This window comes from Pseudodesulfovibrio mercurii, assembly GCF_000189295.2.
Classification (GTDB): Bacteria; Desulfobacterota; Desulfovibrionia; order Desulfovibrionales; family Desulfovibrionaceae; genus Pseudodesulfovibrio; species Pseudodesulfovibrio mercurii.
Map to the genome: position 1 here is coordinate 1,302,406 of NC_016803.1, position 15,233 is coordinate 1,317,638.

Here is a 15,233-nt window from a genome sequence, read left to right on the forward strand (position 1 = left end):
GCACGGAACAAAGGATTTCGCCATGAAAATCAAAAAGGTATTGGTCTCCGGAGGTGCCGGGTACATCGGCACCCACACCTGCATCGAGCTCATCGCCGCAGGCTTCGAGGTGGTCTGCGCGGACAACTTCTGCAACAGCTCGCCCGTGGCCATGGAGCGGGTGGAGCAAATCACCGGCACGGCCATCCCGGTGCATCGCATGGACTTCTGCAGGCTGGACGAGGTCGAGGCCCTGTTCCGCGAGGAGGCCATCGACGCGGCCATCCACTTCGCCGGGCACAAGGCTGTGGGCGAGTCCGTGGCCAAGCCGCTCAAGTACTACGAGAACAACCTGCTCAGCCTGATCAACCTGTGCAAGGTCATGGGCAAGGGCAAGGCCAGGAACGTGGTCTTCAGCTCCTCGGCCACGGTCTACGGCCTGTCCGACAAACTGCCCCTGACCGAGGAGACGCCGACCAGCGCCTACAACCCCTACGGCCGGACCAAGCTGTACATCGAGGAGATCCTCAAGGACCTCCACGCGGCCGAGCCAGGCTGGAACGTGTCCATCCTGCGCTACTTCAACCCAGTGGGCGCGCACCCGTCGGGGCTCATCGGCGAGGACCCCTCGGACATCCCCAACAACCTCATGCCGTACATCTCCCAGGTGGCCGTGGGACGGCTCGAAAAGCTGCGCATCTTCGGCAACGACTACGACACCCCGGACGGCACGGGCGTGCGCGACTTCATCCACGTGGTGGACCTGGCGCGCGGGCACGTGGCCGCCCTGCGCAAGCTTGAGGAGGAGCCCGGCTACATGGTCCACAACCTGGGCACGGGCAAGGGGTGCAGCGTGCTCGAACTGGTCCACGCCTTCGAGCGGGTCAACGGGGTGCCCATCCCCTACGAGATCGTCGGCCGCCGCCCCGGCGACGTGGCCGCCAACTACGCCGCCACGGACAAGGCCCGGCGCGAGCTGGGCTGGGAGGCCACCCACACCATCGAGGACATGGTCCGCGACACCTGGCACTGGCAGTCCGAAAACCCCAAGGGATACGCGGAAGACTAGGCCCGCGAACCGACAGCGAATACGAGGCGCACCATGACCGTCCTGGCCGTCCTGTCCCTGCTGCTCCTGGCGTACACCATCGCCGGGTACCCGCTGCTCCAGACGGCCGTGGCCCGGTTCAGGCCCCGGCCCGTGGACGCGGCCGACCCGACCGACACGGACGCTCCGGTGTCGGTCGTCATCTGCGCCCGCGACGAGGGACCGCGCATCCAGACGCGCATCGCCAACCTCCTGGCCATGGACTACCCGGCCGAACGGTTGGAGGTCATCGTGGTCTCGGACGGGTCCGTGGACGGCACGGACGAGGCGGTCCTCGGCTACGGCGACCCGCGCGTCCGGCTGATCCGCCAGGACCGGCCCATGGGCAAGGCCGCCGCCCTCAACGCGGGCGTGGCCGCCGCCTCCCACGACCTGCTGCTCATGGGCGACGCCCGCCAGACCTTCGCCCCGGACGTGGCCCGCCTGCTCCTGTCCCATTTTCACGATCCAACGGTGGGCGCGGTCTCGGGCCGCCTGGAAATCCGCCCCGAGCACGGCTCGGGCGCGGCCTCGGGCGTGGGCGCGTCCTACTGGAGTCTCGAAGTCCGGCTGCGCGCCGCCGAATCCGCCGGGGGCTCTGTCATCGGCGTGACCGGGGCCATATACGCCCTGCGCAAGGTCTGCTTCGCCCCCCTGCCCGAGGGCACGGTCCTGGACGACGTGCTCATCCCCATGCGCGCGGCCCTCAAGGGGTACCGCGTCCTCTACGACACGCGCGCCGTGGCCGTGGACGCCAAGCCGGTCTCGGACGCGGGCGAGAGCGCCCGCAAGGTGCGTACCCTGTACGGCAACCTGCAACTCCTGCGCCTGGCCCCGGAACTCTTCCTGCCGTGGAAGAATCCGCTCTGGTTCCGGTTCGTCTCGCACAAGATCCTGCGCCTGTTCCTGCCGCTCTTCTTCGGCGGGGCGCTGATCTTCAGCCTCGCGGCCGGTGGGTGGCTGAGCTGGTTCGGGGTGCTCCAGGCCGTGGGCTGGCTGGCTGCCTGGTACGCCTGGAAGACGAAGAACAATTCGCGGCCGGGCCGGGTGCTGTCCGCCCTGCTGCTCCTCAACCTGGCCGTGATCCGGGCCTGGGTCCGCTTCCTGCGCAACGACGATCAGGTCTGGAGCGCGGCGTCGTCCAACCATCCCGGCGACCGGGAAGGCTGACCGACCGTTACCCCGCCACGGCCCGATGCCCGGCGCCGCTACTTGGCGGCCAGAATGTCCAGGTACAGGGTTTCGTAGGTATCGACCATCTTTTGCAGCGAGTACTCCGCCAGGGCGTGGTCGCGCCCCCTTTCCCCCATGGTCCGCCGAAGATCGGCCGAACCGGCCAGGCGGCTGAGGGCCTCGGCCAGGGCCCCGCTGTCCGCCGGGGGGACCAGCAGGGCCGTGTCGTCGTCCACCAGGACCTCGGGCACGCCGCCCACCGTGGTGGCGACAATGGGCAGCTTCGCCAGCATGGCCTCGATCATGCCCAGGGGCAGCCCCTCCCACAGGGACGGGAGCACGTAGACGTCGAAGGCCGGGAGGATTCGCGAGACGTCGCTGCGGTAGCCGGGGAACAGGAACACGTCGTCCACCCCCAGGGCCCGGGCCCGGGCCGTGAGGTCGTCCCGCAGCGGCCCCTCGCCGATGACCAGGAAGCGCGCCTCCGGGAACCGTTCCTTGACGGCCGGGGCGGCGGCCACCAGGTATTGCAGCCCCTTCTGCTCGTTGAGGCGCAGGGCGGTCCCGATGACCAGTTTGCCCTCCAGCCCGAACTCCCGCTTCAGGGACTCCCGGTCCTCCGGGTGGTCGAACAGGCCGACGTCGATGCCGTTGTGGATGACCAGGGACTGCTCGGCGGGCAGGCCGACCCGGTCGGCCCAATAGCGCTGCAGGTGGTAGCTGACCATGACCATGGCGTCGTTGAACCGGGCCAACATCCGGCCGATCCGCCGATGCTTCGCCCCCATGGACAGGATGCTGGAGTGCTCGGTATAGACCCTGGCCACCCGGCGTTTCCCCAGGCAGCCGAGGGTGGCGTAGAAGAACGGCTTGTAGTCGTGGCTGTGCACGACGTCGATGCCGTGCCCGTCGACCACCTTGCGGATGGCCAGGGGCAGCCCCGGATGGAACCCCTCGCCGTAACCGAGGTCCAGGACGGTGGCCCCGGACGCCTCCAGCTTGTCCCGGATGACGTCGGGCGTGCTCAGGCACAGGATGAAGTATTCGAACCGCTCCCTGTCGCCCTTCCTGACCAGGTCCAGCATGACGTTTTCGAGCCCGCCGAACCCGTTGCCGATGATGACGTGCATGACGCGGAGTTTCTTCATGGCCGCTTCAGTTCTCCCTGCCCGTTTGTCTTCCCGCATGCGACCCCTGGCACGAGGCTCACTTTTTCCCACCCATGGCGATATCCGCCAGCTCGCGGCGTGCGCGCTCCCAGTCGTCCGGGTTCACGGACCAGCTGATGCCGCCGTGCACGTAGGTCGGGTCGCTCTTGTCCGTGACGCCCAGTTCCCACAGGCTCTTGGGCACCATCTTCCTGACCAGGGCGTCCACGGCCTCGGGATCGACCGCACGCGCCATCCGCAGATACTCGTAGTCCTGCAATCCGCGACGCCACAGCTTCAGGCGCAGGCTGGCGATGGGGCCGAGCAGGTTGCAGCTCTCCTCCGGGTAGACCGTATCCGTGCCCGGATAGAACAGCAGACCGTCCCCGTTGCCGTATCCGTTGCCCCATGCGCCGTACTTGGGATGGGGTTCGCTCTTCCTGCGTCCGAAGGTGCACGCCTCCTTGAAGACGTTGACCCGGAACTTGGTGAAACTGGGGTTGCTGTAGTTGGTCCCCGCCCAGTAGAACCACCGGTCGATGTTGTGCTTGAACTGAATCCAGCCGTTCACGCGCAGGGCCACGCCGTCGTCCTCTATCATGAACGTCCCCGCCGAGGGTCGCCAGCCGTTGTAGGACATGACCTTGCCGTTTTCGGCCTTGAGCTTGGCCAGGGCCTTTTCGTAGACGTCCGTCTGCCCCCAGAGCTCGAAGGCGATGTCCACCGACGGCATGTACCGCTGTTTCCGGGGCAGCGACACGGTGCACAGGGTCTGGAGTTCCCGGCCCGGACCGGGGTTCTCCTTGACCCAGCGGGCCCACTTCTCCACTTCGGCGTAGGCCTTCTCCCCGTGGGGCTCGTCCTTCAGGTAGAGGAAGCACTCCACGTCGGGATAGTTCTTCTTGAAGAACTTGACCACCTTGTCGGTGTTTTTCCACATGGAATCCTTGCTGTAGCGGTCCCATTTGCGCTTCAGGGTCCCCCACCCGCCGTAGGTGCCCACGGAGTAGACGTCGGACGGCATGCCGTAGCCGGGCCCCTCGTAGGCGTGCTCCGCAGTGAACAATTTCCCGTCGTAGACCTTGTCCAGCCGGGAGAACTGTTCCTTGTAGAACAGCTCCATCCCGTCGGTTATCAGGTGAATCCTGTGCCGCTTGGCCATCTGGAAATAGCGGTACCAGGCCGTGTCCATGATCTCCCGCTTTTCGGGGGTCACGACGCCCGCGTCCCGCCACCGGATTCCGGTGAACCGCTCGTAGACGTCCTCGCAATTGATCCAGACCATGGTCCTGGCGTTGTACGTGTCGGGCAGGTCCAGGGGCAGCACCTCCAGCTCGACGGGCAGTTCGACGGGATTGCCGCCCCTCTCCTCGATCCTCAGCCCGCCCTTGTACACGCCGGGCTCGGCGTCGCGCGGGACGTAGATGTCCACCCACACGGCCTGATTCTCGCCCTTGGGTATGGAAAAGGCCCCCACGGCCTCCAGGGGCTCGGCGATATCGGGGTAGAACTTGTTCGCGTTGGGGCGGTCCGCGAACCGGCCTTTGGACTTGCCCTTGGGCAGGCTGTACGGCAGTTGCAGCTTCTCGGGCACGTGCCGCTCGTCGTAGGTGGGCGTGTAGGCCAACTGCGAAAGCCCGGTGATCTTGAGGTAGCGGACGAAAAACAGTTCGATGTTTCTGCCGCGGTAGTCGAACACCCCGTCGCCCTCGGCCTTGCGCGAGGAGATCCGCCCACCGTTGTCGGACACCAGGTCGCTCATGGACACGCGGACGTCCCCGGCCTCCCCGCCGGCGCTCTCGATCACGGCGTTGAAGTCGATGACCTCGTCGCGGGCCGCGAACAGGTGAACGACCTTGCCGTCCCACACGCTGTTCCGGACGTCCCGGCCATTGGTGGCCCGCAGTTCATCCTTGACCACCTTGTCCTCGCCGTTGTTGACCCAAACGGCCGTGATGGACCCGGCGCGGGCGTTGACGCCCCACGCAACGATGCTCAGAACCACCAGAATCGCGCAATACACTCTCTTCATGCTACCTCACCTCATTCCCGGCCTTGGGGGAATAACCGCAATCCCGGCATGATGGGCGATGCCGGGACATCAAACGTTCCCTGAACGGTCTTCCCCGATTCATCCGATTCGGCACGCCGTCACTCCGCCTGCTTCACGGCGTAAGTGGAACGCTGCAACACCAACTGCCCTATCAAGTGTTTGTAGGCATAAACATTCATGGGATTCAACACCAATGCCAGCAGGGCGTGTTTCCATGTCTTGAAAAAAAGATTCCCCTGATACCGCTTGGAAAAACGGACGTGCTGCCAGGAGAGCGCGTCACGCAACGACATGTTGCGGAGCGGGTGCTCGCGATAGAAATCGGTGACCAGCCGTCGTTCGCTGGAATAGGTGAAACGGGCCCGGCGCCGCGTGATCGAGTTGTGGCCCCGGCGGATAAGGGCGCAATACTCGTCATGGGAGAGATGGGGGCCTCTGGAGGCCATCTCCAGGATGAACTTGAAATCCTCTCCGAGTTTAAGCTCCGTATCGAAGCGCAACCCGTTCACGACGCTCATCCTGTACGCGACCGAATGCAGTCCATAATACATTCCGTAGCGCAACAGGAATTCCATAAACCCGTCCACATCGACGTCCGGCGCGGGGAACATGTTGTCCACGGGCTGGCGTTCGGAATCCGCTGAATCATGCATCTGGAAACGGCCGAACACGCCGACGACCTCCGGGTTGCCGTCGAGCAACTCGACCTTCCGGCGCAGATTCCCCGGCAACTGCTGATCGTCGGCATCAATGAACGTGACGTAATCGCCCGTACACGCATCCAAGCCGAGGTTGCGCGCGCTGCTCACGCCGCCGTTGCTCTTCCAGATCGCCTTGAACCGCTCGTCGTCGGCATATTTTTCGGCAACGGCGGACGATCCATCCGTCGAACCATCGTCAATGAAGATCAATTCGAAATCGGGGTAGTCCTGGCCCAGCACGGATTCGATGGCGGGGCCCACGAACGCTTCGCAATTATAACACGGCATGATAACTGAAATCTTGGACATACCCGGCTCCTACAGGTGAAACTCGATTTTCCTTGATCCGATCACCCCGCAACCAGCCCTGCGCCGAAGAGGGCAAAGGCTCCGGGAGGCGGCCCGCATCCGGCTTCGCGATGCGCGCGGCATCCTCTTCCAACGCGGCCCGTCAGGACCCCTGCGCCTTGGACCGGCGCCATCGCCGGGGCAGCATGTCGAGGGCCATGACCAGCTTGTCCCGGCCGAACAGGTACAGGGTGGCCACGTAAGCCAGGCCGCCGATGCCGATCTTCATGGCCAGCATCTGCCAGAGGGGGGCGTGCAGGGCCATGCCCGCGCCATAGAGCGCGCACCCCATGAGGACGTTGGCCAGCAGGATGCTCCGTACCCGGCTGGCCAGCGTGCCTATGTCCAGTCCGATGGAATGGAGCAGGAATCCGCAGTACAGGATGCTCAGGAGCGGGTAGACCGTCACCCAGACGAGCAGCGAGGCGTTGACGCCCTTCCACAGGGCCAGGCCGAGCAGCGTGCCGCCGATGGCCACCAGCTGGATCAGCACGTAGTGGACCTGTTCCGTGACCTTGCCCAGGGCCATCAGGGCGATGGACGCATAGTTCTCGGCCAGCTTGAACACGTTGGCCGCGCAAAATATCTTCAACGGCAGGACCGCCGCGCCCCACCCCGTGCCGAGCAGGACGAACACGGCCTCGTCGGCGCAGAAAAACAGCATGACGAAGAAGGGCAGCAGGAGCATGGCCTGGAACTCGGCCACCTTGAGCGTCCACTCCCGCATGGACTCGGGATTGTCCTTGTCCTTGGAGATGTAGGGGTAGAGCACCCGGTTGATGATGGTCACGATCTTTTCGAAGGGGATGTTGGCCAGGCGCTTGGCAAAGGTGTAGCCGCCGAGAAAGCTGGCCGCGCCCAGTTTGCCCAGGATGAAGACGTCCACGCTGTTGTAGAGCTGGCCGACGACATTGCGCAGGAAGACCTTGATGCCGAAGGAGAGGATGTCACTGATCTCCGTGAAGCGGATGCGGAAGGCTGGCCGGATTCGGCGAAAATAGGCGAAAACCAGGAATTGGGCCGTCTCGATGAGCAGCCACTGCGCGGCCAGGGCCCAGACCCCGAAACCGGCCAGGGCCATGCCCAGGGTGGCGAACGAGGTCATGATCCGCGCCCCGGTCTCCACCTTGGCGATGATGTCGAACCGGGTGTCCCTGGCCAGCAGGCTCCACAGGAGCGACTTGGGGGCGCCCACCAGAAAGATCAGGTTCTGGAAGATGATCAGGGCGACCAGGCGCGGTTCGCTGAATATCCAGGCCATGACCGGCGCGGCGGCCAGCCCTATGCAGTACATGATCAGGCCCGCCAGGAAGGAGAGCCCGTAGAGTGCGCGGATCTGATATTCCGTAACCTCGTCCGCCTGAACCACGGCCGCGCTGATGCCCATCAGGCAGATGGAGTTGGCGAACACGGTGAACAGCCCGGCCAGGGCGACCAGGCCGTAGTCCTCCGGGGTCAGCAGGCGGGCCACCAGGATGGTCACGCTCCAGGTGATGATCTGGCCGAGGAGGCTCGTGCCGCCCATCCAGGCAAGACTCTTTTTTACGGACAGCTGTTTCATTTAGCCTCAGGCTCCCGGATTTGTTCCTCAAAACCATTGAAAATGAGGCCGACGCGCCCCTTTCCGTCCTGGGTTACGCGTTCCATCATGGCCTGGAAGCAGCGTACGTAACGTTCCTCGGAGAGGACCGTCTCCGCCCTGCGCCTGCCCGCCCCGCCCATGCGTCTGCGAAGGCCCGCGTCGGCGAGCAGCACGCGGATTCTGGCCGCCAGGTCCTGCGGGTCCTCCGGGGCCACGAGAAAGCCCGTCTCACCATCGACGACCACATTGGGGATGCCGCCCACCCTGGTCCCTATGCACGGCTTGCCGCAGGCCATGGCGTCGATGAAGACGCGGCCCATGCCCTCGGAGCGGGCGGGATTCACGAGCACGGCGCAGCGCCCGAGAAAGTCCCCTACCCGGTCGTAGTCGATGGGCTTGAGGAACTCCACATTGTCGATCCCGGCGGCCAGGGCCTTCCAGCGGCTGAACTCCGGCTCGTGGCAGTGCCCCCTGACAATGAGGCGATACTCGGGAAACTCCGGCCGGATCAGCCTGAAGGCTTCGAGAAGGACGTCCACGCCCTTGCGATAGAACGGAAAACCCAGGCAGCAGATGAAGGGCTCCTCGTCCTCGGAGGGGACGAAGTGGCGGATGGGCATGTAGTTGTGAAACATGAAGACCGGCTTGCGCTCGAGCAGAAACCGCCATTCCTCGAACTGGTCCCGGTTCAGGATCTTCACGCAGTCGGCGGCCAGCAGGGAGACCGTGCCCAGCAGGGTGTACGTCTTCCGCTTGAGCCAGCCGACCTTGCGCCCGGCCAGCTGCGCGTCCTTGGCGTCACGCAGGTGTCCGTTGACCTCGACCACCAGCCGGGCGCCGGAAAACAGCTTGGCCAGGACCCCGATGAGCCCCAGGGTCAGCGGATCGTAGCAGACGATCACATCGACCTTCTCCCGCCGGGCCAGCCGGACGGCCCGGACGGCCAGGGCCACGGCCCGACGAATCATCCGCCAGCGGGTCCACGGTTGGGCCGGTGGCTGGACGTGCAGCCTGGCCCGGCCGAACTCCGCGCCGTCGTGGGCCGTGTCGCCGGTGACCAGGACGTGAAACGCGTAGTCCTCGGGCATGTCCTCGTACCGGGACCGGAAGAGCGGCGCGTCGAGAGACCCCTTCGGCGGGAGTATGTCCAATATCTTCAGCACGGTCTTCTCCGTCAGCCCCGCTCTTTCATCAATTGCATAAGGTGCCCACGCAAGCACGCCGCGTGGCTGCGCAGGGAATATTTCCCCCAGGCCTCGGCGTGGGCGGCCATGCCGACCTTCCGGCGCAGCTCCGGCTCCAGGACGAGCCGGGTGACGATCCGCTCGAAGTCGTCGACCGTGTTCGCGAAAAAGCCGGTCTCGCCGTCCCGGACCACGAGTCTCTCGGCGGCGGTGGGATGGATGACGGCGGGCAGCCCGGCGGCCATGTAGCTCAGGACCTTGTTCGGATCCTTGAGGTGTTGCAGGTTGGACGTGTCCCGCCAGCGAAAGGCGATGTCGGCCAAGAGCATCTCCCTGGGCCAGGTGGCGTTGTCGAAGGTTCGGTATTCGATCCAGTCGTGCTCGCCCGTCCGGTTCGTGTCGTAGACCACCCTGCAGCCGAACCTGTCCTTCATGCGGCGCAGGACGGGCAGGATGGCGTTGTTCTGCGGCTGGTTCAGCGAGACGCCGGTCCAGTACAGGACGACCCCGCGCGTGGCGTCGGTCGCCTCCTTGAAGTGAAATTCATTGTCGTCGTTGTAGATCTGCCTCGGCAGCTCAAGGGGACGCATGCCCGCCCTGCGCACCACCTCCCCCAAGAGCGGGGTGGCGATGAGACAGCCGTCCAGCAGCGCGAACCGTTTCGCGGCCCTTCGCTCGGTGGACAGGTAATACAGTTTTTTCGCGTACCGGCGCAGCCGGTTCTCCTCGTAGACCGACGGGTAGAGGAAGGTGTCCTGGTAATCCAGGAGCATGATCTTGCCCGCCCGCTTCAGCGCCTTCAGCACATCCAGCTCGGGGATGTATTTGATGAAGATCAGGACGTCGAAGCCCATCAGCTCATCGAGGTCGAAGGGTTCCCACCGGAAATAGCCGCACTCGACCCCGCCCGCGCGGAGGAGTTCCCCGGCCACCTTGACCCCGGATTGCGTAAAGGAATTGGCGTCGGTGCGCGGACCGAACCCAACCTTGAAAACGGACTTGTCGTCAGGCATGGGATTCCTTCTTCGTGATTTCCCGGTCCACGGCCTCGTGCATCCGCCCGACCACCGCGTCCCAGGAGTAGCGGGACAGGGCCAGTTCGCGCCCTTCCGCGCCCAGACGACGCCGGGCGTCCTCGTCGTCCATCAGTTCCAGGCAGCGCCGGGCAAAGGGTGCGGCCTCGTCCTCGATGCGCAGGTGGCGGCCGTCCTCGCAGAGGATGCCCTCGCAGCCGAGCGCGGTGGAGAGCACGGCCTTGCCCATGGCGAAGGCCTCCAGGATCTTGAGCCGGGTCCCGCCGCCGAAGCGCAGGGGCACGACCACCACCGAGGCCTCGCGGACAAAGGGGCGCACGTCGTCCACCGTGCCGGTGACGACCACCCCGGCCGCCGGGTCGTGCAACGCCTGAACGTCCGGGTGGGGGCTGCGCCCCACGATGGTGATGCGGGCTCCGGGCCGGGCGGCCCGGATGGCGGGCAGGATGTCGCGGACGAACCACTTCATGCCGTCGATGTTCGGCAGCCAGTCCATGGACCCGACGAAGACCAGATTGTCCGCCCGTCCGGGGGCATCGGCGGGATCGTCGGCCGGGGTGTAGAAATTCACGTCCACGCCGTTTTCCACCAGGACGCCCTTGCCCTGTCCGGCCAGGGCGTCTATCTGGCCGCCGTCCTCGCCGGACACGGCCAGGACCATGCCCGCCTCGCGGAAGGCCCGCGTCTCGAAACGGCGCATGTTCCGGGCGTGCAGTCCCAGGGCCAGGCGACGCGGCAGGGAACGCTCCAGGTCGCGCATGCGTTCCGCGATCTGGTACTCCACGTTGTGGGCGTTCAGGGTCGTGAAGGGCGCGCCGCCCCCGTTGCCCAGGCCGCCCAGGCCGCCCGCCAGGTGGATGGTGTCCACGTGCACCAGGTCGTAGTTCGGGGCGAGTTCCCGGAACCGGGCCGCGAAGTCCGCCTTCGCGTACTTGACGGTCGAGACCGGCAGCCCCCTGATCAGGGCGGCCAGCAGGTCCGACGGCGCGGCGGGCCGGTTGAGATCGGGATTCTCCATGCCGAAAATCTCCCGCACGCCCAGGGCTGCCGCCGCTTTGCGCCAACCGGCCTCCACCGCGGGGTCGATGAAATGCAGCACGTCCACGTCATAGCGGTCCACGAACCCGGAAAGGATGTTCCACGTCCGGATCTTGGCCCCGGTATCCAGCGGATACGGCGGACGGGCCGTGGCGAACAGCACGCTTCCCCTGCTCATGCGCCCGCCCTCTCCATGACTTCGCGCATGGCGTCCGCGATGCGCCGCACGCAGGATTCCGGGTTGAAGCGGTCCCTGTCCACCAGGCACCGCCCGCGCATGGCGCGCAGCCTGTCCGGGGCGTCCAGCAACCCCTCCACCGACTCGACGAGCGTGGGCACGTCGTTTCGCTTCATGACGATGCCGGTCTCGCCGTGGGTGACGATCTCGGGGATGCCCATGGAGTCCGAGACCACGGCGGGCAGCCCGCAGGCCTGGGCCTCCTTGAGGACGTTGGGGTAGGCGTCGTGCCGGGCGGGATGGAGGATGAGCGAGGCGGAGAGGTACTCCTCCATGAGCGTCCCGAAGGGCACCAGGCCCAGGTGGCGCGCCCCCTCCGGCAGGGGTTTGTCCGCAGCCACGCCCACCAGCACCAGTTCAAGTCCGGGCCGGCGGCGGCGAAGCTCGGTGAAGGCCTCGAAGACCAGATCCCCGCCCTTGCGGTGGAACTCCGTGGCCGCGAAGAGCAGCTTTTCCTTGCGGTCGGCCAGGACCCGGTCCGCGTCCGGGTAGGGAATCTTGCACGCGGTGGGGGCCACCATGACCCGTTCCGGCGGCAGGCCGTAGTCATCGATCATGGACCGGCGGGTGCACTCGCTGTAGGTGAAGACCAAATCCTTGGCCTGCATGGAGGCCCTTTCGAGTTCGTAGAACCGCTCCCTGATCCGGGGGAAATGCCTGGGCATCCAGTCGGGCCAGACCCGCTCGACCATGGCCACGTTCTGGTCGTGGTAGGAGAAATGGACCATGCCCGGCGCCTTGACCGGGCCGAAGAGGCAGCCCACCTGGAAGGTCGCGCCGATCCCGGCGGTGCGGTCCAGGGCCTTCTGGAAACGCCGGGTCCTGGCGCCGAACGCCGACGGGGTCTTGGCGGCCCACTCCAGCTGGCGGTGGTACTCCCGGCGCAGGTCCATGGGCCGGGCCAGGAGCGCCTTGGCCAGGCAGGCGCAACCGATCCGCTTCTTCACGAAGGGGGTGTCCGCGTTGACCATGGCCACGTCGAAGGACTTCGCCAATCCGGCGTACAGCCAGTTCTTGCTGGTCCCGGCCTGGAGGTTCGGGCTGGCCCACTGGTCAAGGATGAACAGCGGCGACTTCACGACAATTCCTCCCCGCTCCCCGGCGACATCCGCGTTCCGGCGCTTCGGCGAGGGCTCATTTCGGCTTCCTCATGGTGTACCGCCTTCTTCCGGCAAGGGGGGCATTCTCCGGCAGGTCCGGGGTTTCCGACGGGACCGGGGCTTCCCGGACCGGGACTTCCGCTACCGGGACTTCCACCGGGAAGGGGCTCTCCATGGTCAGGACCCGCTCACGGATCATGGCGATGCTCAAGACGAAATAGAGGACGATGTGGTAGCCCCAGGAGAGGAACATGCCTCCGGCCATGAAGCCTATCAGAGCCAATCTGATCCCCCGCCCGAGCCAATCGTTCTCGTCCGTGGGCTTGGCCCGCTTGTACGCGGAAAAGAGCATGCCCATGAACACGATGAAACCGGGGATGCCCAGTTCGACGCCCACCTGAATAAAGGAATTGTGCGCCTCGCTCCAACGGCCGCCGGAGTTGACCTGTCCTTCCGCCACCCGGAAGGTATCGACGCCGGTGCCCAGTATCGGATTCCGCTTGAACAGGGTCCACCCGTTCTCCCAGATATCCATCCGGCCCCCCTTGGACGTCATGTTGTAATCGCTTTCCAGGGTGAAGACGGAACTGAACCGGGCCAGATCCTCGGCGGGGGCGAGCGCCATGATGACCGCCAGGGCCAGGGCGCCCAACAGGCCGATCCGGACCATCCCCTTGAACCCCTTGGAGAACCCCCAGGCCGCCACGGTGACGAGGGCCGCCACCAGGCCGCCCCTGGACTGGGTCAGGACCACGGCGCCTACGCCGATGACGGTGAGCAGGTACAGTCCCCACTTGTACATCGGCTTGACGAACTTGGCGGACGGCAGGATGAGGGCGAGCCCCATGATGAAAAAGAGCGCGGTGTCGTTGGGATCGTAGGACCAGTTCGCCGCGACCCTGTTCCCCTCGACGTACCTCGGGGCGACGAAGCAGATCACCCCCATGACGAACAGGGTCAGCGCTATCCCGCCCAGGCTGTACCGGAAATCGTCCCGCTGGTTCACCTGGCAGTTGAGCGCCAGCAGAACGACACAGAAATACATGCAGAATTCCTTGAAGAAGGAAAGCGAATGGGATGGATAGATGCCCGTGAAGATGCTGACGAACATGATCGCCAGCATGGCGGCGAACCAGCGGAAGGTCATGGAGCGCCAGAACAATGCCAGCCGAGGCTTGGCCAGGCCCTGGTGCGACACAATCGCCAGCATGAGCACGATGGACATGACCAGGACCAGGCGCAGGGGCCACAGTACGCGAAAGACCTCCTGGACCCGTCCGAGCAGGATGAGCGGCATGGCCATCAGCAGCCAGTCCATAAAACGTGGCCGCCTTACGGGGCCGAACGCCTGATTCATTGTGCGGTCTCCCGTAATTTCACGCCCTCGGCCACTTCGCCGTAAAAGGCGACGTGCCGGCGGGCCCAGTCCCGGGTCCCGAATTTCCGGCCGGTCTGGTCGAATGCGGCCCTGCCGTGGCGCTGCCTGAGCTCGCCGCTGCTTACGTAGGCGGCATACCCCTCCCAGAGGGCGGCCAGGTCGCCGGTGGGATACAGGGTCCCGTCGAGGCCGCTTTCGACCACGTCCACGTTCCCGCCCACGGCGGGGGCCACGATGGGGAGCCCGTAGGAACGCGCTTCCAGCAGGCACATGGGCGTGCCCTCCCAGGTGGATGTCTGGACCAGGATATCCGCCCCCCGATAGACCGTGTCCATGTCCGAAACGAACCCGGTGAAGACCACCCGATGACGGATGCCGAGGGATTCGGCCAGGGCCTCCATGTCGGCCTGCAACTCGCCGTTGCCGACGATGAGGTAATTGATGTTCGAGCCCGGATTCTCCGTCATTTCCCGCCGGATCAGCTCCAGGTACAGGGGGAAGTTCTTCTGCGGGCAGATCCTGCCCACGTTGATGACCACCAGCCCTTCGGGGTCGAGGCCGTACCGTTCGACCAGTTCCCTGCGGGCCTCGGCCCTGCCGGATTCCAGGGCCGCGTACTCGGGCTCGGGCCGTTTGATGGCGTTGATGATGGACGCGGTCCGGACCTTGCCCGGATCGGGGAAGGAACTGGCCAGAATCTCCCTGGAACAACCGATGACGCCGTCCGACATGCGCAGGCCGATCAGCTGGCAGTTCCGGATGAACCAGGACATGGCCCCGGAGGGCAGGACAAGGCCGTGCAGGGTGTAGACGACCGAGCCGTCGAGCAGGCCGAGCATGCGCATGAGCACCGCGTAGTACAGGGACTTGTAGCAGTGGCAGTGAACGACCCGGACGCCCTGCTCGCGGAGACTGGCGGCCAGCCGGTACAGGAGTCTCGGGGAAAACCGGCTGTGGGTGCGGAACACGCGGGCGAACCGGCTGACGTCCCCCAGGGCGTTCATCAGGTTGTCGTTCCGCTGCGCACCGGCCCGTTCCTCGACCACCACGTAGAGCAGACATTCCAGGCCCAGCCCGCGAAGGCTGCGGCACAACTCCACCGCGACCTTTTCCCGGCCGCCGAAGTCGCCGGAAAAGGAGACGTGGGCGATGGCGCCCGTCCCGGGACTATGCTGCGTTGAACCGGTCAT

At 65.6% G+C, this 15,233-nt stretch carries 12 protein-coding genes; 2 read left to right on the plus strand and 10 right to left on the minus strand.

What is annotated here, in order from left to right:
• Window positions 1-22 precede the first annotated feature (22 nt).
• Window positions 23-1,048: a UDP-glucose 4-epimerase GalE gene (gene galE / locus DND132_RS06040; protein ID WP_014321824.1), complete on the plus strand. Its 1,026-nt coding sequence runs from the start codon at window positions 23-25 to the stop codon at window positions 1,046-1,048.
• Window positions 1,049-1,081: 33 nt separating this feature from the next.
• A complete protein-coding gene (locus tag DND132_RS06045) occupies window positions 1,082-2,236 on the plus strand; it encodes a glycosyltransferase family 2 protein (RefSeq protein ID WP_014321825.1) in 1,155 nt (384 codons plus the stop codon).
• 38 nt (window positions 2,237-2,274) lie between these two features.
• Here DND132_RS06045 and DND132_RS06050 read toward each other — a convergent pair whose 3' ends face one another.
• The 10 genes from DND132_RS06050 to DND132_RS06095 form a co-directional block, all read right to left on the minus strand.
• Window positions 2,275-3,387: a glycosyltransferase gene (locus DND132_RS06050; RefSeq protein WP_041915715.1), complete on the minus strand. Its 1,113-nt coding sequence runs from the start codon at window positions 3,385-3,387 to the stop codon at window positions 2,275-2,277.
• Between the two features lie 58 nt (window positions 3,388-3,445).
• Window positions 3,446-5,419 (minus strand): DUF4091 domain-containing protein, encoded by a 1,974-nt coding sequence (locus DND132_RS06055; RefSeq protein WP_014321827.1) that lies wholly within the window; start codon window positions 5,417-5,419, stop codon window positions 3,446-3,448.
• Window positions 5,420-5,538: 119 nt separating this feature from the next.
• The gene (locus DND132_RS17555; RefSeq protein WP_014321828.1) at window positions 5,539-6,450 is read right to left on the minus strand and encodes a glycosyltransferase family 2 protein; all 912 of its coding nucleotides are present in this window, start codon (window positions 6,448-6,450) and stop codon (window positions 5,539-5,541) included.
• 142 nt (window positions 6,451-6,592) lie between these two features.
• Entirely contained in the window at window positions 6,593-8,050 is a 1,458-nt protein-coding gene (locus DND132_RS06065; protein WP_014321829.1) for a lipopolysaccharide biosynthesis protein, read from the minus strand.
• Complete coding sequence (locus DND132_RS06070) at window positions 8,047-9,234, minus strand: glycosyltransferase family 4 protein (RefSeq protein ID WP_014321830.1); 1,188 nt, start codon at window positions 9,232-9,234, stop codon at window positions 8,047-8,049. Before DND132_RS06070 ends, DND132_RS06065 begins: the two co-directional genes overlap by 4 nt.
• An 11-nt stretch (window positions 9,235-9,245) precedes the next feature.
• Window positions 9,246-10,268, minus strand: coding sequence for a glycosyltransferase family protein (locus tag DND132_RS06075; protein ID WP_014321831.1), 1,023 nt, complete (start codon window positions 10,266-10,268; stop codon window positions 9,246-9,248).
• The gene (locus tag DND132_RS06080; protein WP_014321832.1) at window positions 10,261-11,505 is read right to left on the minus strand and encodes a glycosyltransferase family 4 protein; all 1,245 of its coding nucleotides are present in this window, start codon (window positions 11,503-11,505) and stop codon (window positions 10,261-10,263) included. Before DND132_RS06080 ends, DND132_RS06075 begins: the two co-directional genes overlap by 8 nt.
• Window positions 11,502-12,644, minus strand: coding sequence for a glycosyltransferase (locus DND132_RS06085; RefSeq protein WP_014321833.1), 1,143 nt, complete (start codon window positions 12,642-12,644; stop codon window positions 11,502-11,504). The genes DND132_RS06080 and DND132_RS06085 overlap by 4 nt, the downstream gene beginning before the upstream one ends.
• 55 nt (window positions 12,645-12,699) lie before the next feature.
• The gene (locus DND132_RS06090; RefSeq protein ID WP_014321834.1) at window positions 12,700-13,983 is read right to left on the minus strand and encodes an O-antigen ligase family protein; all 1,284 of its coding nucleotides are present in this window, start codon (window positions 13,981-13,983) and stop codon (window positions 12,700-12,702) included.
• 35 nt (window positions 13,984-14,018) lie between these two features.
• Window positions 14,019-15,233, minus strand: coding sequence for a glycosyltransferase (locus DND132_RS06095; RefSeq protein ID WP_014321835.1), 1,215 nt, complete (start codon window positions 15,231-15,233; stop codon window positions 14,019-14,021).

Bases quoted from the DNA above. Each gene is read 5' to 3' on its own strand.
- DND132_RS06050 (WP_041915715.1), bottom strand. From the start codon at position 3,387: ATGAAGAAACTCCGCGTCATGCACGTCATCATCGGCAACGGGTTCGGC.
- DND132_RS06090 (WP_014321834.1), bottom strand. From the start codon at position 13,983: ATGGACTGGCTGCTGATGGCCATGCCGCTCATCCTGCTCGGACGGGTC.
- DND132_RS06095 (WP_014321835.1), bottom strand. From the start codon at position 15,233: ATGACCGGTTCAACGCAGCATAGTCCCGGGACGGGCGCCATCGCCCAC.
- DND132_RS06065 (WP_014321829.1), bottom strand. From the start codon at position 8,050: ATGAAACAGCTGTCCGTAAAAAAGAGTCTTGCCTGGATGGGCGGCACG.
- DND132_RS06075 (WP_014321831.1), bottom strand. From the start codon at position 10,268: ATGCCTGACGACAAGTCCGTTTTCAAGGTTGGGTTCGGTCCGCGCACC.
- DND132_RS17555 (WP_014321828.1), bottom strand. From the start codon at position 6,450: ATGTCCAAGATTTCAGTTATCATGCCGTGTTATAATTGCGAAGCGTTC.
- DND132_RS06080 (WP_014321832.1), bottom strand. From the start codon at position 11,505: ATGAGCAGGGGAAGCGTGCTGTTCGCCACGGCCCGTCCGCCGTATCCG.
- galE (WP_014321824.1), top strand. From the start codon at position 23: ATGAAAATCAAAAAGGTATTGGTCTCCGGAGGTGCCGGGTACATCGGC.
- DND132_RS06055 (WP_014321827.1), bottom strand. From the start codon at position 5,419: ATGAAGAGAGTGTATTGCGCGATTCTGGTGGTTCTGAGCATCGTTGCG.
- DND132_RS06045 (WP_014321825.1), top strand. From the start codon at position 1,082: ATGACCGTCCTGGCCGTCCTGTCCCTGCTGCTCCTGGCGTACACCATC.